This is a genomic window from Pseudomonas sp. PL-6 (assembly GCF_054110165.1).
In genome coordinates this window covers 830604-846515 of sequence record NZ_CM134189.1, presented here as the reverse complement: position 1 = coordinate 846515, position 15912 = coordinate 830604, and the positions used below count along the sequence as shown (strand labels likewise).

Sequence of the window (15912 nt, the reverse complement as noted above, 5' to 3'; positions counted from 1 at the left end):
AGCCGAAGCCGTTGAACGCTTGCGCTGCCGCTTGCCTCCCCTCTCCCGCTTGCGGGAGAGGGGCAGGGGCGGCCCGCGCAGGGAGAGGGTCGCCGTAGCCCGGATGCAATCCGGGAAGCTCGCCCCGGATTGCATCCGGGCCACGCCAAGGATCCCCTTATGCCCTCTGCCCTTACCCGAATTCTGCTCGGCCTAATGTTGCTGCTGCCCCTGGTTGCCAGCGCCAACGAGGCCGACGCCTTCGTCGCCGCCAACCCGGCCAAGCAGGCCAAGCTGCTACAGGCCTGGACCGCCGCGCCCATGCCTGAACGCCAGCCGCTGCTGCAGGCACTGCAACAGGGCCGCGTCGCCGGCGACGCCGACAAGCGCGCCTTTATCCAGCTGGCCGACAGCTGGCAGGCCGCAGACGGCCAAGCGCAGCCCAACGGCACGCCGCGCAAACTGCGCCTCAACAACCGCCTGCGCGGGCTGATCGCCAGCGCCCTGGCCAGCCATCGGTTGCTCGACAAGGATGCCGCCGTCCGCCTCGAGGCCGCCCAACAGCTGCAACGCAATACCCCACCGGCCCTGCTGCCGCTGCTGGAAAGCCGCCTGAGCATCGAGGCCGACGAGGCCGTGCGCGACGCCCTGACCCTGGCCCTGGCCAACCTGCAACTGGCAGCCGAGGATCCGGCCGTACGCCTGGCCGCCGTGGAACGCCTCGGCCAGACCGGCGACCCGCTGGCGCGCACCCGCCTTGAAGCCCTGCTGGACGGCGCAGAAAGCGACCCCCAGGTGCGCGCCGCCGCCGAAACCAGCCTGGCCCAGGTGAAGAACAAGCTGCTGATCGGCGAACTGCTCGGCCAGGCCTTCAGCGGCCTGTCGCTGGGTTCGATCCTGCTGTTGGCCGCCCTCGGCCTGGCGATCACCTTCGGCCTGCTCGGGGTGATCAATATGGCCCACGGCGAGATGCTGATGCTCGGCGCCTACACCACCTATGTGGTGCAGCTGGCCTTCCAGAAGCTCGCTCCCGGTTACCTCGCCCTCTATCCACTGCTCGCCCTGCCCATCGCCTTCCTGGTCACCGCGGCCATCGGCATGGCCCTGGAGCGCACGGTTATCCGCCATCTCTACGGCCGCCCGCTGGAAACCCTGCTGGCCACCTGGGGCATCAGCCTGATCCTGATCCAGCTGGTGCGCGTCACCTTCGGCGCGCAGAACGTCGAGGTGGCCAACCCCTACTGGCTGTCCGGCGGCGTGCAGGTGCTGCCCAACCTGGTGCTGCCGTACAACCGCATCGTGATCATCGGCTTCGCCCTGTTCGTCGTACTGCTGACCTGGCTGTTGCTGAACAAGACCCGCCTCGGCCTCAACGTCCGTGCCGTCACCCAGAACCGCAATATGGCCGCCTGCTGCGGCGTGCCGACCGGCCGCGTCGACATGCTCGCCTTCGGCCTCGGCTCGGGCATCGCCGGCCTCGGCGGCGTAGCCCTGAGCCAGATCGGCAACGTCGGGCCCGACCTCGGCCAGAGCTACATCATCGACTCCTTCCTGGTGGTGGTGCTCGGCGGTGTCGGCCAGTTGGCCGGTAGCGTCACCGCCGCCTTCGGCCTGGGCGTGCTGAACAAGTTCCTCGAACCGCAGATCGGCGCCGTGCTGGGCAAGATCCTCATCCTCGCGCTGATCATCCTGTTTATCCAGAAACGCCCGCAGGGGCTCTTCGCTCTCAAGGGAAGGGTGATCGACTGATGACTCAAGCACTCAATCAAACCCTTCTCGCCCGCGCCACGGCCAGGCTCGGCCCGCAGGTGTCGCTGGCCATCGGCTTGCTGGTGCTGGCGATCCTCGTGGCCATGCCGCTGCTGCACCTGCTGCCGGCCGACCACGCCCTGCACGTCTCGGCCTACAGCCTGACCCTGGTGGGCAAGATTCTCTGCTACGCCATAGTCGCATTGGCCCTGGACCTGGTCTGGGGCTACGCCGGCATGCTGTCACTGGGCCACGGCCTGTTCTTCGCCCTCGGCGGCTACGCCATGGGCATGTACCTGATGCGCGAAGCGGCGGGCGATGGCCTGCCGGCCTTTATGAGCTTTCTGGCCTGGACGGAGCTGCCCTGGTACTGGTACGGCACCTCGAGTTTTCTCTGGGCGCTGTGCCTGGTGGTGCTGGCGCCGGGCCTGCTGGCCCTGGTGTTCGGCTTCTTCGCCTTCCGCTCGCGGATCAAGGGCGTGTACTTCTCGATCATGACCCAGGCGCTGACCTTCGCCGGCATGCTGTTGTTCTTCCGTAACGAGACCGGCTTCGGCGGCAACAACGGCTTTACCGGTTTCACCCGCATCCTCGGCTTCGATATCACCGCCGCCGGCACGCGGGCGGCGCTGTTCTTCGCCACAGTTTTGCTGCTGGTGGCCAGCCTGTACCTGGGCTTTCGCCTGGCGCGCAGCAAGTTCGGTCGGGTGCTCACCGCCCTGCGCGACGCCGAGAACCGCCTGATGTTCTGCGGCTACGATCCGCGCGGCTACAAGCTGTTTATCTGGGTGCTTTCCGCCGTGCTCTGCGGGCTGGCCGGGGCGCTGTACGTGCCACAGGTGGGCATCATCAACCCCAGCGAGATGGCGCCGACCCAGTCCATCGAAGCCGCCGTCTGGGTCGCCCTGGGCGGGCGCGGCACCCTGATCGGCCCGCTGCTCGGCGCCGGCCTGGTCAACGGCATGAAGAGCTGGTTCACCGTGGCCTTCCCCGAGTACTGGCTGTTCGCCCTGGGCGCGCTGTTTATCGTCGTCACCCTGTTCCTGCCCAAGGGCGTAGTCGGTTTGCTGCGCAAGGAGAAAGAACAATGAGAGCCGCCCCCGTCCCCGAGGCCATGCTCGAAGCGGCCTTCGACCCCACCGGCCTGGCGCTGGATACCGGCAAGAACGTCGGCAAGGGCGTCAACGTGCGCCACGGCACCATCCTCACCCTGGAAGCGATCAACGTCAGCTTCGACGGCTTCAAGGCCTTGACCGACCTGAGCCTGTACATCGGCGTCGGCGAGCTGCGCTGCATCATCGGCCCCAACGGCGCCGGCAAGACCACCATGATGGACGTGATCACCGGCAAGACCCGCCCGGACAACGGCGTCGCCTACTTCGGCGAGCAGTACGACCTGACCGCCATGAGCGAGGTGCAGATCGCCCAGGCCGGCATCGGTCGCAAGTTCCAGAAGCCGACGGTGTTCGAGGCGCTGAGCGTGTTCGAGAACCTGGAGCTGGCGCAGAAGACCAACAAGTCGGTGTGGGCCAGCCTGCGCGCGCGCCTGTCCGGCGAGCAGAAGGACCGCATCGACGAGGTGCTCGCCACCATCCGCCTGGACGGCTCGCGCCACCGCCCGGCCGGCCTGCTCTCCCACGGGCAGAAGCAGTTCCTCGAGATCGGCATGCTGCTGATGCAGGAGCCGCACCTTCTGCTGCTCGACGAACCGGTGGCGGGCATGACCGACGCCGAGACCGAGTTCACCGCCGAGCTGTTCAAGTCCCTGGCGCGCAAGCACTCGCTGATGGTGGTCGAGCACGATATGGGTTTCGTCGGCTCCATCGCCGACCACGTCACCGTGCTGCACCAGGGCAGCGTGCTGGCCGAAGGCTCGCTGGAACAGGTGCAGAACGACGAGCGGGTGATCGAGGTTTATCTGGGGCGCTAGCCCCGATCTCCCCCTGCAGGCTGACACAGCCTGTGGGAGGGGCTTTAGCCGCGAGCTTTTGAAGAGCACAGCCGTCGCGGCTAATCGGTTCGCCGCCCGGCCCCTCCCACACAACGAATTAAGGACACCGTCATGCTCCAAGTCGATAAATTGCATCAGTACTACGGCGGCAGCCATATCCTCCGCGGCCTGTCGTTCGACGTGAAGGTCGGCGAGGTCACTTGCCTGCTCGGCCGCAACGGCGTGGGCAAGACCACCCTGCTCAAATGCCTGATGGGCCTGATTCCGGCCAAGGACGGCAGCGTGCAGTGGGAGGGCCAGGTCATCACCGCGCACAAGCCGCACCAGCGGGTGCACGCCGGCATCGCCTACGTGCCGCAGGGGCGCGAGATCTTCGGCCGCCTGACGGTGGAGGAGAACCTGCTGATGGGCCTGTCGCGTTTCCCCGCCGGCCAGGCCAAGACCGTGCCGGAATTTATCTACGAGCTGTTTCCCGTGCTGCGCGAGATGAAACACCGTCGCGGCGGCGATCTGTCCGGCGGCCAGCAGCAACAGCTGGCCATCGGCCGCGCCCTGGCCAGCCAGCCGCGCCTGCTGATCCTCGACGAGCCCACCGAAGGCATCCAGCCCTCGGTGATCAAGGAGATCGGCGCGGTGATCAAGAAGCTCGCCGCCCGTGGCGATATGGCCATCCTGCTGGTGGAGCAGTTCTACGACTTCGCCGCCGAACTGGCCGACCAGTACCTGGTGATGAGCCGTGGCGAGATCGTCCAGCAGGGCCGCGGCGAGAACATGGAGGCCGAGGGCGTACGCGGCCTGGTGGCGATCTGAGCAACCGTGGGAGGCGCTTTAGCGGCGACGGCTTTCGCTAAAGCGGCTCCTCGCATGCTCCGCAGCCCTGGTGCGCGCGGCGCACCCTAGATCTTGGGCGCCCGACAGCAGGGTGTTCCAGGCGCACCGAATTGGTTCGAGGCACGCCTCTTGCTTGCCCACTCGGTCAACTATTGCGCGGAACTCTACCCTGCCATGAACCTGCCTGCCGTCCCGTTCACGCCGAGCTGGCCCGCCGAACTGGAGCTGGCCTATGCACGCCACGGCGAACGCACCGCGCCGGTGCGCAGGCGCCATCTCGGCCCACTTAGGGTGCAGAAGCACCTGTATGCCGAAGGCCCAGAGGTGTGCCAGCACATCATCGTCCACCCGCCCGGCGGCATCGCCGGCGGCGACCGCCTGGACATCTCGGCCCATGCCGGTGAGCGCAGCTGGGTGCAGCTCACCAGCCCCGGCGCCGCCAAGTGGTATCGCGCCGCCGGCGTCGCCCGCCAGGATCTGCATCTCGTCGTCGAAGCCGGCGCCACCCTGGAATGGCTGCCACAGGAAACCATCGTCTACGCCGGCGCCCAGGCCGAGCTGCATACGCAGATCGAGCTGCACGGCGACGCCCGCCTGCTGTACTGGGACATCGTCGCCCTCGGCCGCCCCGCCGCCGCCGAGCGCTTCACCAGCGGTCATTTCCAGGCCGCCCTGGATATCCGCCGCGACGGCCAGCTGCTGTGGCACGAGCGCCAGCGCGTATGCGGCGGCGACGGCCTGCTCGACTCGCCCGTGGGCCTGGATGGCCGGCCGGTGTTCGCCACCCTGCTGGCCAGCGGCGAAGTGGACGGCGAATTGCTGGAACACTGCCGCGACCTGGAGATCGACGGCGTGCGCGGCGATCTTAGCCAGTTGCCCGGTTTGCTGGTCGCCCGTTGTCTGGCCAGCGAAGCACTCAAGGCCCGCGCCTGGCTGATCGCCCTGTGGCGCCTGCTGCGCCCGGCGCTGCTGGGCCGCGAGGCGCTGGCGCCGCGTATCTGGAGCACCTGAGCACGACGAACATGTAGGAGCCGGCTTGCCGGCGATCGATTGGCGTCGCATCGCCGGCAGGTCGGCTCCTACGGAATGGGGTACAGCTACGCAAGAGTGGAACAGCGCACGCCTTCCACCAAGCGACCGAAACACCACTGCGGACAAGGCGAAGCCTTGCCCGCTCCATAACTGGAGCCGTCATGGATTTATCGCCAAGAGAAAAAGACAAGCTGCTGATCTTCACCGCCGGCCTGGTGGCCGAGCGCCGCCTGGCCCGCGGGGTCAAGCTGAACTACCCGGAGGCCATGGCCTATATCTCCGCCGCCCTGCTCGAAGGCGCCCGCGATGGCCAGACCGTAGCCGAGCTGATGCACTTCGGCACCACCTTGCTGAGCCGCGAGCAGGTGATGGAGGGCGTGCCGGAGATGATCCCGGAGATCCAGATCGAGGCCACCTTCCCCGACGGCACCAAGCTGGTGACCGTCCACCAGCCGATTGCCTGAGCCATGAGCTATTCGATACATGACGCCGGCGAGGCCGACCTGCCCGGCATCCTGGCCATCTACAACGACGCGGTGCAGCACACCACGGCGATCTGGAACGAGACCCTGGTGGACCTGGCCAACCGCCGCGCCTGGCTGGCCGAGCGCACGGCGGCGGGCTTTCCCGTGCTGGTGGCACGCGATGCCGCCGGCGGGGTGCTCGGCTATGCCAGCTACGGCACCTGGCGCAGCATCGAGGGCTTTCGCCAGACCGTCGAACACTCGGTGTATGTGCGCAGCGACCAGCGCGGCCAGGGCCTGGGACCTGTGCTGATGCAGGCGCTGATCGAACGCGCCCGCGCCGCCGCCCTGCACGTCATGGTCGCCGCCATCGAGTCGCAAAACGCCGCCTCGATCCGCCTGCACCAGCGCCTGGGTTTCGTCACCACCGGGCAGATGCCCCAGGTCGGCCGCAAGTTCGGCCGCTGGCTGGACCTGACCTTTATGCAACTGATTCTGGAGTGAACCGCCCATGATTCCCGGCCAATACCAGATTGCCGACGGCGAGATCGAGCTCAATGCCGGCCGCCGCACCCTGACCCTGTCCGTGGCCAACAGCGGCGACCGCCCCATCCAGGTCGGCTCGCACTACCACTTCTTCGAGACCAACGATGCGCTGCTGTTCGACCGCGCCAGCACCCGTGGCATGCGCCTGAATATCCCGGCGGGCACCGCGGTGCGTTTCGAGCCGGGGCAGAGCCGCGAGGTGGAGCTGGTCGATCTGGCCGGCGCGCGCCGGGTATTCGGCTTCGCCGGCCGGGTAATGGGCGACCTTTGACGAGTAGGGTGTCGCGGGGCCGCCTGGGCCATGCGCGCCACAAACAACGCGGATAGCGATGGTGCGCACGGCGCACCCAACGGGACGAACCAATGAAGATCAGCAGACAAGCCTACGCCGATATGTTCGGCCCCACGGTCGGCGACAAGGTGCGCCTGGCCGACACCGACCTGTGGATCGAAGTGGAGAAGGACTTCACCAGCTACGGCGAGGAAGTGAAATTCGGCGGCGGCAAGGTGATCCGCGACGGCATGGGCCAGGGCCAGCTGTGCGCCAAAGATGTAGTCGACACCCTGATCACCAATGCGCTGATCATCGACCACTGGGGCATCGTCAAAGCCGACGTCGGCCTCAAGGACGGACGCATCGCCGCCATCGGCAAGGCCGGCAACCCGGACATCCAGCCCGATGTGACCATCGCCATCGGCGCCGGCACCGAGGTGATCGCCGGCGAGGGCATGATCCTCACCGCCGGCGGCATCGATACCCACATCCACTTCATCTGCCCGCAGCAGATCGAAGAGGCGCTGATGAGCGGCGTCACCACCATGATCGGTGGCGGCACGGGACCTGCCACCGGCACCAACGCCACCACCTGCACCTCAGGCCCCTGGCACATGGCGCGCATGCTGCAGGCCGCCGACGCCTTCCCGATGAATCTGGGCTTCACCGGCAAGGGCAACGCCTCGCTGCCGGAGCCGCTGATCGAGCAGGTCAAGGCCGGCGCCATTGGTCTGAAGCTGCACGAGGACTGGGGCACCACCCCGGCCGCCATCGACAACTGCCTGTCGGTGGCCGATCAGTACGACGTGCAGGTGGCGATCCACACCGACACGCTGAATGAGTCCGGCTTCGTCGAGACCACCCTCGGCGCGTTCAAGGGCCGCACCATCCACACCTACCACACCGAGGGTGCAGGCGGCGGCCACGCACCGGATATCATCAAGGCGTGCGGGTTCCCGAATGTGCTGCCCAGCTCGACCAACCCGACCCGGCCGTTCACCAAGAACACCATCGACGAACACCTGGACATGCTGATGGTCTGCCACCACCTCGACCCGAGCATCGCCGAGGACGTGGCCTTTGCCGAAAGCCGCATACGCCGGGAAACCATTGCGGCGGAGGATATCCTGCATGACCTCGGCGCCTTTTCCATGATCAGCTCCGACAGCCAGGCCATGGGCCGCGTCGGCGAGGTGATCACCCGCACCTGGCAGACCGCCGACAAGATGAAGCAGCAGCGCGGCCCGCTGCCGGAGGACGTGCCGGGCAACGACAACTTCCGCGCCAAGCGCTATATCGCCAAATACACCATCAACCCGGCGATCACCCACGGAATCAGCCATGAAGTGGGCTCCATCGAAGTGGGCAAGTGGGCGGATCTGGTGCTCTGGCGCCCGGCCTTCTTCGGGGTGAAACCGACGCTGATCCTCAAGGGCGGCGCCATCGCCGCCAGCCTGATGGGCGACGCCAACGCCTCGATCCCCACGCCGCAACCGGTGCACTACCGGCCGATGTTCGCCAGCTACGCCGGTAGCCGGCATGCCACCAGCATCACCTTCATCAGCCAGGCCGCGTTCGACGCCGGCGTGCCGCAGCAGCTCGGCCTGCAGAAGAAGATCGGCGTGGTCAAGGGCTGCCGCGAGGTGCAGAAGACCGACCTGATCCACAACGGCTACCTGCCGAACATCGAGGTCGACCCGCAGAACTACCAGGTCAAGGCCGACGGCCAACTGCTCTGGTGCGAGCCGGCCGAGGTGCTGCCGATGGCGCAGCGCTATTTCCTGTTCTAAAGCGGGAGCCAGGCTGGACTCGGCAGGCATGTAGGTTGGCACTGAGGTGGCTGGTGCTGAACGTAGGTTGGCGCTGAGGTAGGTTGGCGCTGAGCGCAGCGAAGCCCAACAGGGAGCACGCAGTGCTCCGCCCGACGGTCTCACCCCCCCGTTGGGTTTCGTCGCAAGCTCCTCAACCCAACCTACCGGATACCCCCCAACCTCGACAACGCAACTACACTGACGCGAACGACAACCACACCAAGGACGGTGAACATGCGTTATCGACGCGCCCGGGTGGCGGGCGGCACCTACTTCTTCACGGTCACGCTGGCCGATCGCTCGCAAGACCTGCTAACCCGTCATATCGACGCCCTGCGTGCGGCATTCCGCGCGGTGCATCAGCGCCATCCCTTTCGCATCCCGGCCATCGTGGTACTTCCGGAGCACCTGCACTGCATCTGGCAACTGCCGCAGGGGGACTGCGCTTACCCGACCCGGTGGGCCCTGATCAAATCCGGCTTCTCCCGTGCCCTCGACGACTGCGAGCCTGTTTCCCTGTCGCGTCACCTCAAACGCGAACGCGGCATCTGGCAGCGACGTTACTGGGAACACTGCATCCGCGATGCAGACGACCTGCAACGGCATATCGATTACATCCACTTCAATCCGGTCAAGCACGGTCACGCCCGATGCCCCGCAGAATGGCCGTTCTCCTCCATTCACCGGCATATCGCCCAAGGCCTGTTACCCGTCGACTGGGCCGGAGGCGGCACCTGAACTGCAAAAAGCGCCGCATGCCGCCGGACACAGATTGGCGCCGAGGTTGGTTGGTGCGTAGGTTGGCGCTGAGCGCAGCGAAGCCCAACAGGGAGCACCCAGTGCTCCGCCCGACGGTCTCAACCCCCGTTGGGCTTCGTCGCAAGCTCCTCAACCCAACCTACCGGATACTGAAGCGACCGACAGTCCTGCCCCCGTTGGGCTTGGGTGCAAGCGCCTCGACCCGCCGAATGCGCCACAAGCGCATCTAGCCCGTCCGCCGCTGGCTCCAGGCCAGGCACAGGCCGCTGAGGATGATGATGGCCATGCCGACGATGCCGCCGGCGTCCGGGGTGTGGGCGAAGAAGAGCATGCCCAGCAGGGTGGCGATGACGATCTGGCCGTAGGTGAAGGGCGCCAGGCTGGCCGCGCTGGCGAAACGGTAGGCGTGGGTCAGCAGCATGTGCCCGGTCATCGCCAGGGCGCCGAGCGCCGCCATCAGCAGGCCGTGGGAGAACTCCGGCAGTTGCCAGACCCAGGGCAGCGCCAGGCTCATCAGCAGCGCGCCGAGCAGGCTGGTGAGAAAGTTGCTGGTGGCCGGATGGTCGGTGGCGCTCAGGCGCCGGGTGAGCAGCTGGTAGAGGCCAAAGCACAGCGCCGCCGCGAACGGCAGCAGGATCGCCGGGGTGAACAGCGCGCCGCCAGGGCGCACGATGATCAGCACGCCGAGCAGACCGCAGCCCACTGCCAGCCATATCCCGGCGCCGATCTGCTCCTTGAGCACGAATGCCGATAGCAGGATCACCACCAACGGCGCCAGGAAGATCACCGCCGTCGCCTCGCCCAGCGGGATGTAGCGCAGTGCGCTGAAGAACAGCAGGCTGATCGCCACCAGGCTCAGGCCGCGCGTCAGTTGCAGCCAGGGTCGCCGGGTGCGCACCAGGTCCCAGCCCAGGCGCGGGGCGAACAGCACCGCCATCAACAGGGTCTGCGCCAGGTAGCGCGCCCACACCACCAGCAGCACCGGGTAGAGCTGGGTCAGGGATTTCGACAGGGCGTCGTGGCTGGCCAGCAACAGGCCGGCGGCGAGGATCAGCAGGATGCCCAGGCCCGGGCGATGGGAAGTCGGCACGAAACAAACCAAACGAATAGTTAGCAGGCTATCAACTCTAGCGAGCATTTGCCGCTTTGCCCAGGGGCACCACGCCTCAGCCCAGACCGTCCATCGAACGCCCGTCGGCAAACCCGAGCGGGCGCCGGCGGCCGTCCATGGCGGGACTATAGTGAAAATCCATCCCTCCGATGGGAGATCGACCTCATGCGCCCGCCCTCGCCGTCTTGCCGCCTACTCGGCGGCCTGTTGCTGCTCAGCCTGCCCCTCGCCCAGGCGGAAACACTGACGCCCCTGCAGGGGCAAAGCCCGGAGCAGATTCAAGCCGATATCGCCAGCTGCCAGGCCCAGGCCGGCGGCAGCCAAACGCAGAGCGACAACGACGGCGTCGGTGGCGAGCGCCTGCGCGGCGCGGCCAAGGGTGCCGCGGTGGGTGCCACGGCGGCGCAGATTCGCGGCAATCGCCACGACGAGGTCTACGACCGGGTGGACGACGATATCAAGCAGGAGTACCGGCAGAATCAGGCGCGCGACGCGGCGGCCGTCGGTATGGCCGTGGGAGGCTCCAGGCAGCGCCAGGAGCGGCGCGAAAACCGTCGCAACGACAGCGCCGGCGACAACGCGCAGCAGGCCTATATCAATTGCATGAGCGGGCGCGGCTACTCCGTCACGCCCTGATCAGCGCAGCTGACTGTCCTTGCTGCCGCGCCTGTTGTAGCCGCTGAAAGCGGCCTGCTCGCGGTCGTGCTCGGCCTGGCAGGCCACGCACAGGCGTACGCCGGGAATGGCCTGGCGGCGCGCCTCGGGAATCGCCGAGCCGCATTCCTCGCAGTGGCGCAGGCTCTCGCCTTTCGGCAGCTGGCTGCGAGCGCGCGCCACGGCGTCCTCGATGCTGCTGTCGATCTGCTCCTGTACCGCCGTGTCGCTCGCCCAACCGCCTGCCATCGTCTGTCTCCTCGCCCCCGCCAGACAGATATGCGCCCACGGCGGGCGAAGTTCAAGAGCAGCCCGTCGTCACTCCTTGACTTCCATAAACTCACGGGCCCAGACGATATAGTCCTCGGGCAGGCTGTACTTGTGGGTCAGCTCGGTGGCGTTGAGATCGCCCGGCTCGATGCCGCGCTGCTCGCGCAGGCAGTCGTAGGTGGCCTTGATCGCGGCGAAGTAGGCGCCGTGGCCGTTGACCAGGATGCGCACGCCGAGCCGCGCCAGGCGGGCGTTGTCGCGCAGCTGCGGGTTGCCGTAGGTGACCAGCATCAGCGGCACGCCAAGGCCGCCGGCGATCTGCTCCAGATGGGCGAAATCCTTGACCCCGACCAGGCAGATGGCGTCGGCGCCGGCAGCCTGGTAGGCGCGGGTGCGGCGGATCACCTCGTCGACCTCGAGCACCCCGGCGTGGCTGCGGGCGATGATCGCCAGCTCCGGATCGATGCGCGCCTCCAGCGCCGCACGGATCTTGCCGACGCCCTCCTCGACCGAGATGAGGTCGGTGGACTTGCGGCCGAACTGCGCCGGCAGCAGGGTGTCCTCGATGGTCAGCGCGGCCACCCCGGCACGCTCCAGTTCGACCACCGTGCGCATCACGTTGAGCGCGTTGCCGTAGCCATGGTCGGCGTCGGCGATCACCGGCAGGCGCGCGACCCGGCCGATGCGCGTGGCCTGCTCGACGAATTCGCTCAGGCTGATCAGGGCGAAGTCCGGCGCCCCCAGCACCTGCAGCGAGGCCACCGAGCCGCCGAGGATGCCGACCTCGAAATCCAGGTCGGCGGCGATCCGCGCGGACATCGGGTCGAACACCGAGGCGGTGTGGTAGCAGCGGTCGGAGGCCAGCAGCGCGCGAAAGGCGCTGCGCAGTTGGTGGTGGGAGGCGCGTTGCAGGATGGGCATGGTGCGTATTCCAGTCAGGTGAATCGCGGATCGGCTGTAGGGTTACCCGGATAGACGCGACGAACCGGGGCGCAGGACACCGACATGCGCCACCGCTGGCCGAGCGGCGTCACTCGGCGCGCTGCGGCAGGAGGCGTGCCGCGCGCTCAGTCGTCGCGCAGCAGCTCGGCCAAGGTCTCGGCATCGACCCAGGGCAACCAGTGCCGGTAGATGCGTTCCAGGCTGCCGTCGCGGCGCATCTCCAGCAGCGCCTGCTGCCAGCGCTCCACGCGCCGCGCATCGGTCTGGCGGGAGAAGGCGATGTAGGAATCGTTGGGCATCAGGTCGAACTGCGCCTGCAGCTGCTCGGCCTGCATGCCCTGTTCGGCCAGCATGCCGTCGAGGGTCAGGCTGTTGGCGAGCAGCAGCTTGACCCGGCCGTGGCGGAACATGCGCAGCATGTCCTGCGGCGTCGGCACGCCGTAAAGGTTGTCCAGGCCCAGCTCGGTCAGCAGCTCGTAGGAGTACCACTGCTTGGGCACGGCCAGGGGACCGAGACGGCGCACGCCGTCCAGGTCGGCGACGTGCAGGCCGTCCGCCTTGCGGCTGTAGAAGCGCGTATGGCCGCGGGCGATGGGGCCGACCCAGTGGAACAGCGCCTCGCGCTGCGCCGTGCGCACGGTGGAGAACAGCGCCGTATCGGGTAGCCGGCGAACCTGGTGGTAACCGCGCGTCCAGGGCACCACTTCGATGCGCGCCGACTCGCCGGTGCGGCGGATCAGTTCCTCGACCACCGCCACCGCCATGCCGCTCGGCTGGCCGTCCTCGAGGTAGCTGAACGGCCGATAGTCCTCGGTGTACAGGCGCAGCTCGGCGGCGACCAGGGAGGTGGCCAGGCTGCAGAGCAACAGCAGGACACAGGCTTTGCATTTCAGGGTCATCAGCGGCCACCGACTGAGGCGCGCCCCACTGCAGGATTCGGAGCGACCAGGCGCACGATGATAAACGCCTGCCCGGCGCATCACCAAGGCTGCTCGGCGGCGGCGGCGTTGACCAGCTCCGCCGCAGTCAGCACGCGCGGTTCGGGCAGCAGCTGCAGGCGCGACGCCACCGGTTCGCCCTGCAGTGCCTGTCGCCCAGCTGTCGGCTCATACTTTTTCACATTCCAACCGACGGTCGGGCTAGCCCTGGCGCGCCGGGCAGGCGATCATCGGGCCTCCTACGCAGACTCCAGACGTTATGACCGCTACCACCGACAGCCGCATCCCGACGCACAAGCCCCGCCCGTTGATCGACCTGGCCATCAGCATCCTGATCCCCTCGTTCATCCTGATGAAGCTCAGCGGCGACGAGCGCCTCGGCGCCGACGGCGCGCTGCTGCTGGCGCTGGCGTTCCCGCTGGGCTGGGGCGCGTTCGAGCTGATCAAGTACCGCAAGTTCAACTTCATCGCCCTGCTCGGCCTGATCAGCGTGGCGCTGACCGGCGGCATCGGCCTGCTGCACCTCGACACTCAGTGGCTGGCAGTCAAGGAGGCGGCGATCCCCGGGCTGATCGGCATCGCCGTGCTGGTCTCGACCCGCACCCGCTACCCGCTGATCCGCACCCTGCTGTTCAACAAGTCGGTGCTCAACGTCGACAAGATCCACCAGCGCCTGGAACAGGGCGGCCACCTCGAGCACTTCGAGACGCGGCTGATGCGCGCCACCTACTGGCTCAGCGGCACCTTCTTCTTTTCCTCGCTGATGAACTACGTGCTGGCCAAGTGGATAGTCGTCAGCCCGGCCGGCACCGAGGCGTTCAACGACGAGCTGGGGCGCATGACCCTGCTCAGCTACCCGATGATTGCCATCCCCTCGATGATCATGCTGATGGCGATCTTCTACTACCTGTGGAAGACCATCCACGGCCTCACCGGCCTGAGCCTGGAAGAGATCATGGCCCACCAGGGCCAGGAGTCGCAGTCCTGATTCCCGTCCGCGCCGGCCGCCCGGTCGGCGCAACGCCACGATGCTGAGCCTGTCCGCCTACCCGGCCCTGTTCCTCTCTGCCTTCGGCGCCGCCACCCTGCTGCCGCTGCAGTCGGAGGCCGTGCTGGTGGGCCTGCTGCTGCACGGCGAACACGCCCTCTGGGCCCTGCTGCTGGTGGCCACCTGCGGCAACGTGCTGGGTTCCTGGGTCAACTGGCTGCTCGGCCGCTCCCTCGAGCGCTACCGCGAACGCCGCTGGTTCCCGGTCAGCCCGGCGCGCCTGCAGCAGGCGCAGGCCTGGTACGCCCGCCATGGGCGCTGGTCGCTGCTGCTGAGCTGGCTGCCGGTGATCGGCGACCCGCTGACCCTGGTCGCCGGGGTGATGCGCGAACGCCTGTGGGTGTTCCTCGCCCTCGTCAGTCTGGCCAAGGCCTCGCGCTACGCCGTGCTGGCCGCGCTGACCCTGCAGCTGAGCTGAACGCGCGCTAAGCCGGCCGCCAGATCGTCTCGGCACCAATGGCCGCCAGGTCGCGGCAGCCGGTCAGGGCCATGGCCACTTCCAGTTCGCCGCGCAGCATCTGCAGCACATGGGCCACGCCCACCGCGCCGGCCGCCGCCAGGCCGAACACATAGGGCCTTCCCACCAGCACCGCATCGGCGCCCAGGGCCAGCGCCTTGAGCACGTCGCTGCCGCGGCGGATGCCGCCGTCGAGCAGCAGCGGCACTTGCTTCTGCACCGCGGCGGCCACTTCCGGCAGCGCCTCGATGGTCGCCGGCAGGCCGTCCAGGCTGCGCCCGCCGTGGTTGGAGACGATCAGCCCATCCATCCCCGCCGACAGCGCTTGCTCGGCATCGGCGCCGCTCATGATGCCCTTGAGCAGGATCGGCAGGCGGGTCAGCCCACGCAGCCAGGCCAGGTCGGCCCAGGTCGGCGCCGCCGCCAATAGCGGGCCGCCGAGCAGCAGGCTGCCGGCAGCCGGCTCGATTGATGCCTGCAGCGGGCGCATGCCGCGCAGGTTGACCGCCTCGATGCCCGCCGGCAGGGCGAAGCCGGCGCGCTGCTCGCGGTTGCGCACGCCGCTGACCGGCGCATCCACGGTCAGCACCAGCGCCTGGTAGCCGGCCGCCTCGGCGCGGCGCACCAGCGCCGCGGTGAAGTCGCGATCGGGCTGGATATACAGCTGGAACCACAGTGGCGTCTGCGCGGCGGCGGCGATAGTTTCCAGTTCGACGCTGGCCTGGGTGCTGACCAGCATGCCGGCGCGCACCGCGCCGGCCGCCAGCACGCTGGCCAGCTCGCCGTCAGGGTGGGCCAGCTGCTGATAGGCCACCGGGGCGAGGAAGATCGGGTGGTCGAAGTCCTGGCCGAACAGGCGCAGGCGCGTGTTGCCGCCGCTCAGGTCCCGCAGTACGCGGCTGCGCAAGCGCAGGCGGTCGAAGGCGGCGCGGTTGTCGGCCAGGGTCAGCTCGTCGGCGGCGCCGCCGGCCAGGTAGGCCCAGGCCTGCTCGCTCAGGCGCTCGCGGGCGAAGCGCTCGTAGTCGGCCAGCGCGGCGATTTCTGCGGGTATCTGCTGCAGTTTGGGCAAGGGCATGGGAGCCTCTCCGCGAGTTGT

19 protein-coding genes are annotated in these 15912 nt (G+C 67.9%); 13 read left to right on the top strand and 6 right to left on the bottom strand.

Translation table 11 applies throughout. From position 1 onward, the window contains the following. Positions 1 to 159 precede the first annotated feature (159 nt). The 10 genes from urtB (at position 160) to ACW9UL_RS03710 (ending at position 9375) form a co-directional block, all read left to right on the top strand. Complete coding sequence (gene urtB / locus ACW9UL_RS03755; protein ID WP_457788958.1) at positions 160 to 1728, top strand: urea ABC transporter permease subunit UrtB; 1569 nt, start codon at positions 160 to 162, stop codon at positions 1726 to 1728. Next, entirely contained in the window at positions 1728 to 2819 is a 1092-nt protein-coding gene (urtC, locus tag ACW9UL_RS03750) for an urea ABC transporter permease subunit UrtC (RefSeq protein ID WP_457788956.1), read from the top strand. Before urtB ends, urtC begins: the two co-directional genes overlap by 1 nt. Beyond that, complete coding sequence (gene urtD, locus ACW9UL_RS03745; protein ID WP_457788954.1) at positions 2816 to 3658, top strand: urea ABC transporter ATP-binding protein UrtD; 843 nt, start codon at positions 2816 to 2818, stop codon at positions 3656 to 3658. The genes urtC and urtD overlap by 4 nt, the downstream gene beginning before the upstream one ends. Before the next feature lie 132 nt (positions 3659 to 3790). Continuing rightward, positions 3791 to 4489 carry an urea ABC transporter ATP-binding subunit UrtE gene (gene urtE / locus ACW9UL_RS03740; protein ID WP_457788952.1) on the top strand — a complete coding sequence of 233 codons (699 nt, stop codon included), beginning with the start codon at positions 3791 to 3793 and terminating at the stop codon, positions 4487 to 4489. A gap of 195 nt (positions 4490 to 4684) precedes the next feature. After that, positions 4685 to 5521 (top strand): urease accessory protein UreD, encoded by an 837-nt coding sequence (locus tag ACW9UL_RS03735; RefSeq protein WP_457788950.1) that lies wholly within the window; start codon positions 4685 to 4687, stop codon positions 5519 to 5521. Between the two features lie 182 nt (positions 5522 to 5703). Then, entirely contained in the window at positions 5704 to 6006 is a 303-nt protein-coding gene (gene ureA, locus ACW9UL_RS03730; protein ID WP_003246897.1) for an urease subunit gamma, read from the top strand. 3 nt (positions 6007 to 6009) lie between these two features. Next, a complete protein-coding gene (locus tag ACW9UL_RS03725; protein ID WP_457788948.1) occupies positions 6010 to 6510 on the top strand; it encodes a GNAT family N-acetyltransferase in 501 nt (166 codons plus the stop codon). 7 nt (positions 6511 to 6517) lie between these two features. Beyond that, positions 6518 to 6823 carry an urease subunit beta gene (locus ACW9UL_RS03720; RefSeq protein WP_021442664.1) on the top strand — a complete coding sequence of 102 codons (306 nt, stop codon included), beginning with the start codon at positions 6518 to 6520 and terminating at the stop codon, positions 6821 to 6823. Positions 6824 to 6915: 92 nt separating this feature from the next. Continuing rightward, on the top strand, positions 6916 to 8616 hold the full coding sequence (gene ureC / locus ACW9UL_RS03715) for an urease subunit alpha (protein ID WP_457788946.1): 1701 nt from the start codon (positions 6916 to 6918) through the stop codon (positions 8614 to 8616). Between the two features lie 255 nt (positions 8617 to 8871). Continuing rightward, on the top strand, positions 8872 to 9375 hold the full coding sequence (locus tag ACW9UL_RS03710; RefSeq protein ID WP_397496016.1) for an REP-associated tyrosine transposase: 504 nt from the start codon (positions 8872 to 8874) through the stop codon (positions 9373 to 9375). Positions 9376 to 9622: 247 nt separating this feature from the next. Here ACW9UL_RS03710 and ACW9UL_RS03705 read toward each other — a convergent pair whose 3' ends face one another. Next, positions 9623 to 10486, bottom strand: coding sequence for a DMT family transporter (locus tag ACW9UL_RS03705; protein WP_457788944.1), 864 nt, complete (start codon positions 10484 to 10486; stop codon positions 9623 to 9625). Positions 10487 to 10672: 186 nt separating this feature from the next. On the opposite strand from ACW9UL_RS03705, the gene ACW9UL_RS03700 reads away from it, so the two are divergent. Further along, entirely contained in the window at positions 10673 to 11143 is a 471-nt protein-coding gene (locus tag ACW9UL_RS03700) for a YMGG-like glycine zipper-containing protein (RefSeq protein WP_021442667.1), read from the top strand. Here ACW9UL_RS03700 and ACW9UL_RS03695 read toward each other — a convergent pair whose 3' ends face one another. From ACW9UL_RS03695 to ACW9UL_RS03680, 4 genes are all read right to left on the bottom strand, one after another. Next, positions 11144 to 11410, bottom strand: coding sequence for a DksA/TraR family C4-type zinc finger protein (locus tag ACW9UL_RS03695; protein ID WP_457788942.1), 267 nt, complete (start codon positions 11408 to 11410; stop codon positions 11144 to 11146). Between the two features lie 69 nt (positions 11411 to 11479). Beyond that, positions 11480 to 12343, bottom strand: a complete 864-nt coding sequence (locus ACW9UL_RS03690; protein ID WP_397496615.1) for an oxaloacetate decarboxylase — start codon at positions 12341 to 12343, stop codon at positions 11480 to 11482. Positions 12344 to 12498: 155 nt separating this feature from the next. After that, positions 12499 to 13272: a substrate-binding periplasmic protein gene (locus ACW9UL_RS03685; RefSeq protein ID WP_457788940.1), complete on the bottom strand. Its 774-nt coding sequence runs from the start codon at positions 13270 to 13272 to the stop codon at positions 12499 to 12501. A gap of 80 nt (positions 13273 to 13352) precedes the next feature. Continuing rightward, complete coding sequence (locus ACW9UL_RS03680) at positions 13353 to 13493, bottom strand: hypothetical protein (RefSeq protein WP_457788938.1); 141 nt, start codon at positions 13491 to 13493, stop codon at positions 13353 to 13355. 77 nt (positions 13494 to 13570) lie between these two features. Here ACW9UL_RS03680 and ACW9UL_RS03675 point away from each other — a divergent pair, with 77 nt between their 5' ends. Together ACW9UL_RS03675 and ACW9UL_RS03670 are read left to right on the top strand one after the other, a co-directional pair. Continuing rightward, positions 13571 to 14299, top strand: a complete 729-nt coding sequence (locus ACW9UL_RS03675; RefSeq protein WP_021442672.1) for a VC0807 family protein — start codon at positions 13571 to 13573, stop codon at positions 14297 to 14299. A 40-nt stretch (positions 14300 to 14339) separates the two neighbouring features. Beyond that, positions 14340 to 14777: a YqaA family protein gene (locus tag ACW9UL_RS03670; RefSeq protein WP_457788936.1), complete on the top strand. Its 438-nt coding sequence runs from the start codon at positions 14340 to 14342 to the stop codon at positions 14775 to 14777. Positions 14778 to 14784: 7 nt separating this feature from the next. Here the strand turns inward: ACW9UL_RS03670 and ACW9UL_RS03665 are convergent, their stop codons facing one another. Continuing rightward, positions 14785 to 15891, bottom strand: coding sequence for an alpha-hydroxy acid oxidase (locus tag ACW9UL_RS03665; RefSeq protein WP_457788934.1), 1107 nt, complete (start codon positions 15889 to 15891; stop codon positions 14785 to 14787). Positions 15892 to 15912: the final 21 nt, after the last annotated feature.

Excerpts from the sequence above, each read along its gene's own strand:
- urtB (WP_457788958.1), top strand. The coding sequence starts at position 160 with ATGCCCTCTGCCCTTACCCGAATTCTGCTCGGCCTAATGTTGCTGCTG.
- urtC (WP_457788956.1), top strand. The coding sequence starts at position 1,728 with ATGACTCAAGCACTCAATCAAACCCTTCTCGCCCGCGCCACGGCCAGG.
- urtD (WP_457788954.1), top strand. The coding sequence starts at position 2,816 with ATGAGAGCCGCCCCCGTCCCCGAGGCCATGCTCGAAGCGGCCTTCGAC.
- urtE (WP_457788952.1), top strand. The coding sequence starts at position 3,791 with ATGCTCCAAGTCGATAAATTGCATCAGTACTACGGCGGCAGCCATATC.
- ACW9UL_RS03735 (WP_457788950.1), top strand. The coding sequence starts at position 4,685 with ATGAACCTGCCTGCCGTCCCGTTCACGCCGAGCTGGCCCGCCGAACTG.
- ureA (WP_003246897.1), top strand. The coding sequence starts at position 5,704 with ATGGATTTATCGCCAAGAGAAAAAGACAAGCTGCTGATCTTCACCGCC.
- ACW9UL_RS03725 (WP_457788948.1), top strand. The coding sequence starts at position 6,010 with ATGAGCTATTCGATACATGACGCCGGCGAGGCCGACCTGCCCGGCATC.
- ACW9UL_RS03720 (WP_021442664.1), top strand. The coding sequence starts at position 6,518 with ATGATTCCCGGCCAATACCAGATTGCCGACGGCGAGATCGAGCTCAAT.
- ureC (WP_457788946.1), top strand. The coding sequence starts at position 6,916 with ATGAAGATCAGCAGACAAGCCTACGCCGATATGTTCGGCCCCACGGTC.
- ACW9UL_RS03710 (WP_397496016.1), top strand. The coding sequence starts at position 8,872 with ATGCGTTATCGACGCGCCCGGGTGGCGGGCGGCACCTACTTCTTCACG.
- ACW9UL_RS03700 (WP_021442667.1), top strand. The coding sequence starts at position 10,673 with ATGCGCCCGCCCTCGCCGTCTTGCCGCCTACTCGGCGGCCTGTTGCTG.
- ACW9UL_RS03695 (WP_457788942.1), bottom strand. The coding sequence starts at position 11,410 with ATGGCAGGCGGTTGGGCGAGCGACACGGCGGTACAGGAGCAGATCGAC.
- ACW9UL_RS03685 (WP_457788940.1), bottom strand. The coding sequence starts at position 13,272 with ATGACCCTGAAATGCAAAGCCTGTGTCCTGCTGTTGCTCTGCAGCCTG.
- ACW9UL_RS03675 (WP_021442672.1), top strand. The coding sequence starts at position 13,571 with ATGACCGCTACCACCGACAGCCGCATCCCGACGCACAAGCCCCGCCCG.
- ACW9UL_RS03670 (WP_457788936.1), top strand. The coding sequence starts at position 14,340 with ATGCTGAGCCTGTCCGCCTACCCGGCCCTGTTCCTCTCTGCCTTCGGC.
- ACW9UL_RS03665 (WP_457788934.1), bottom strand. The coding sequence starts at position 15,891 with ATGCCCTTGCCCAAACTGCAGCAGATACCCGCAGAAATCGCCGCGCTG.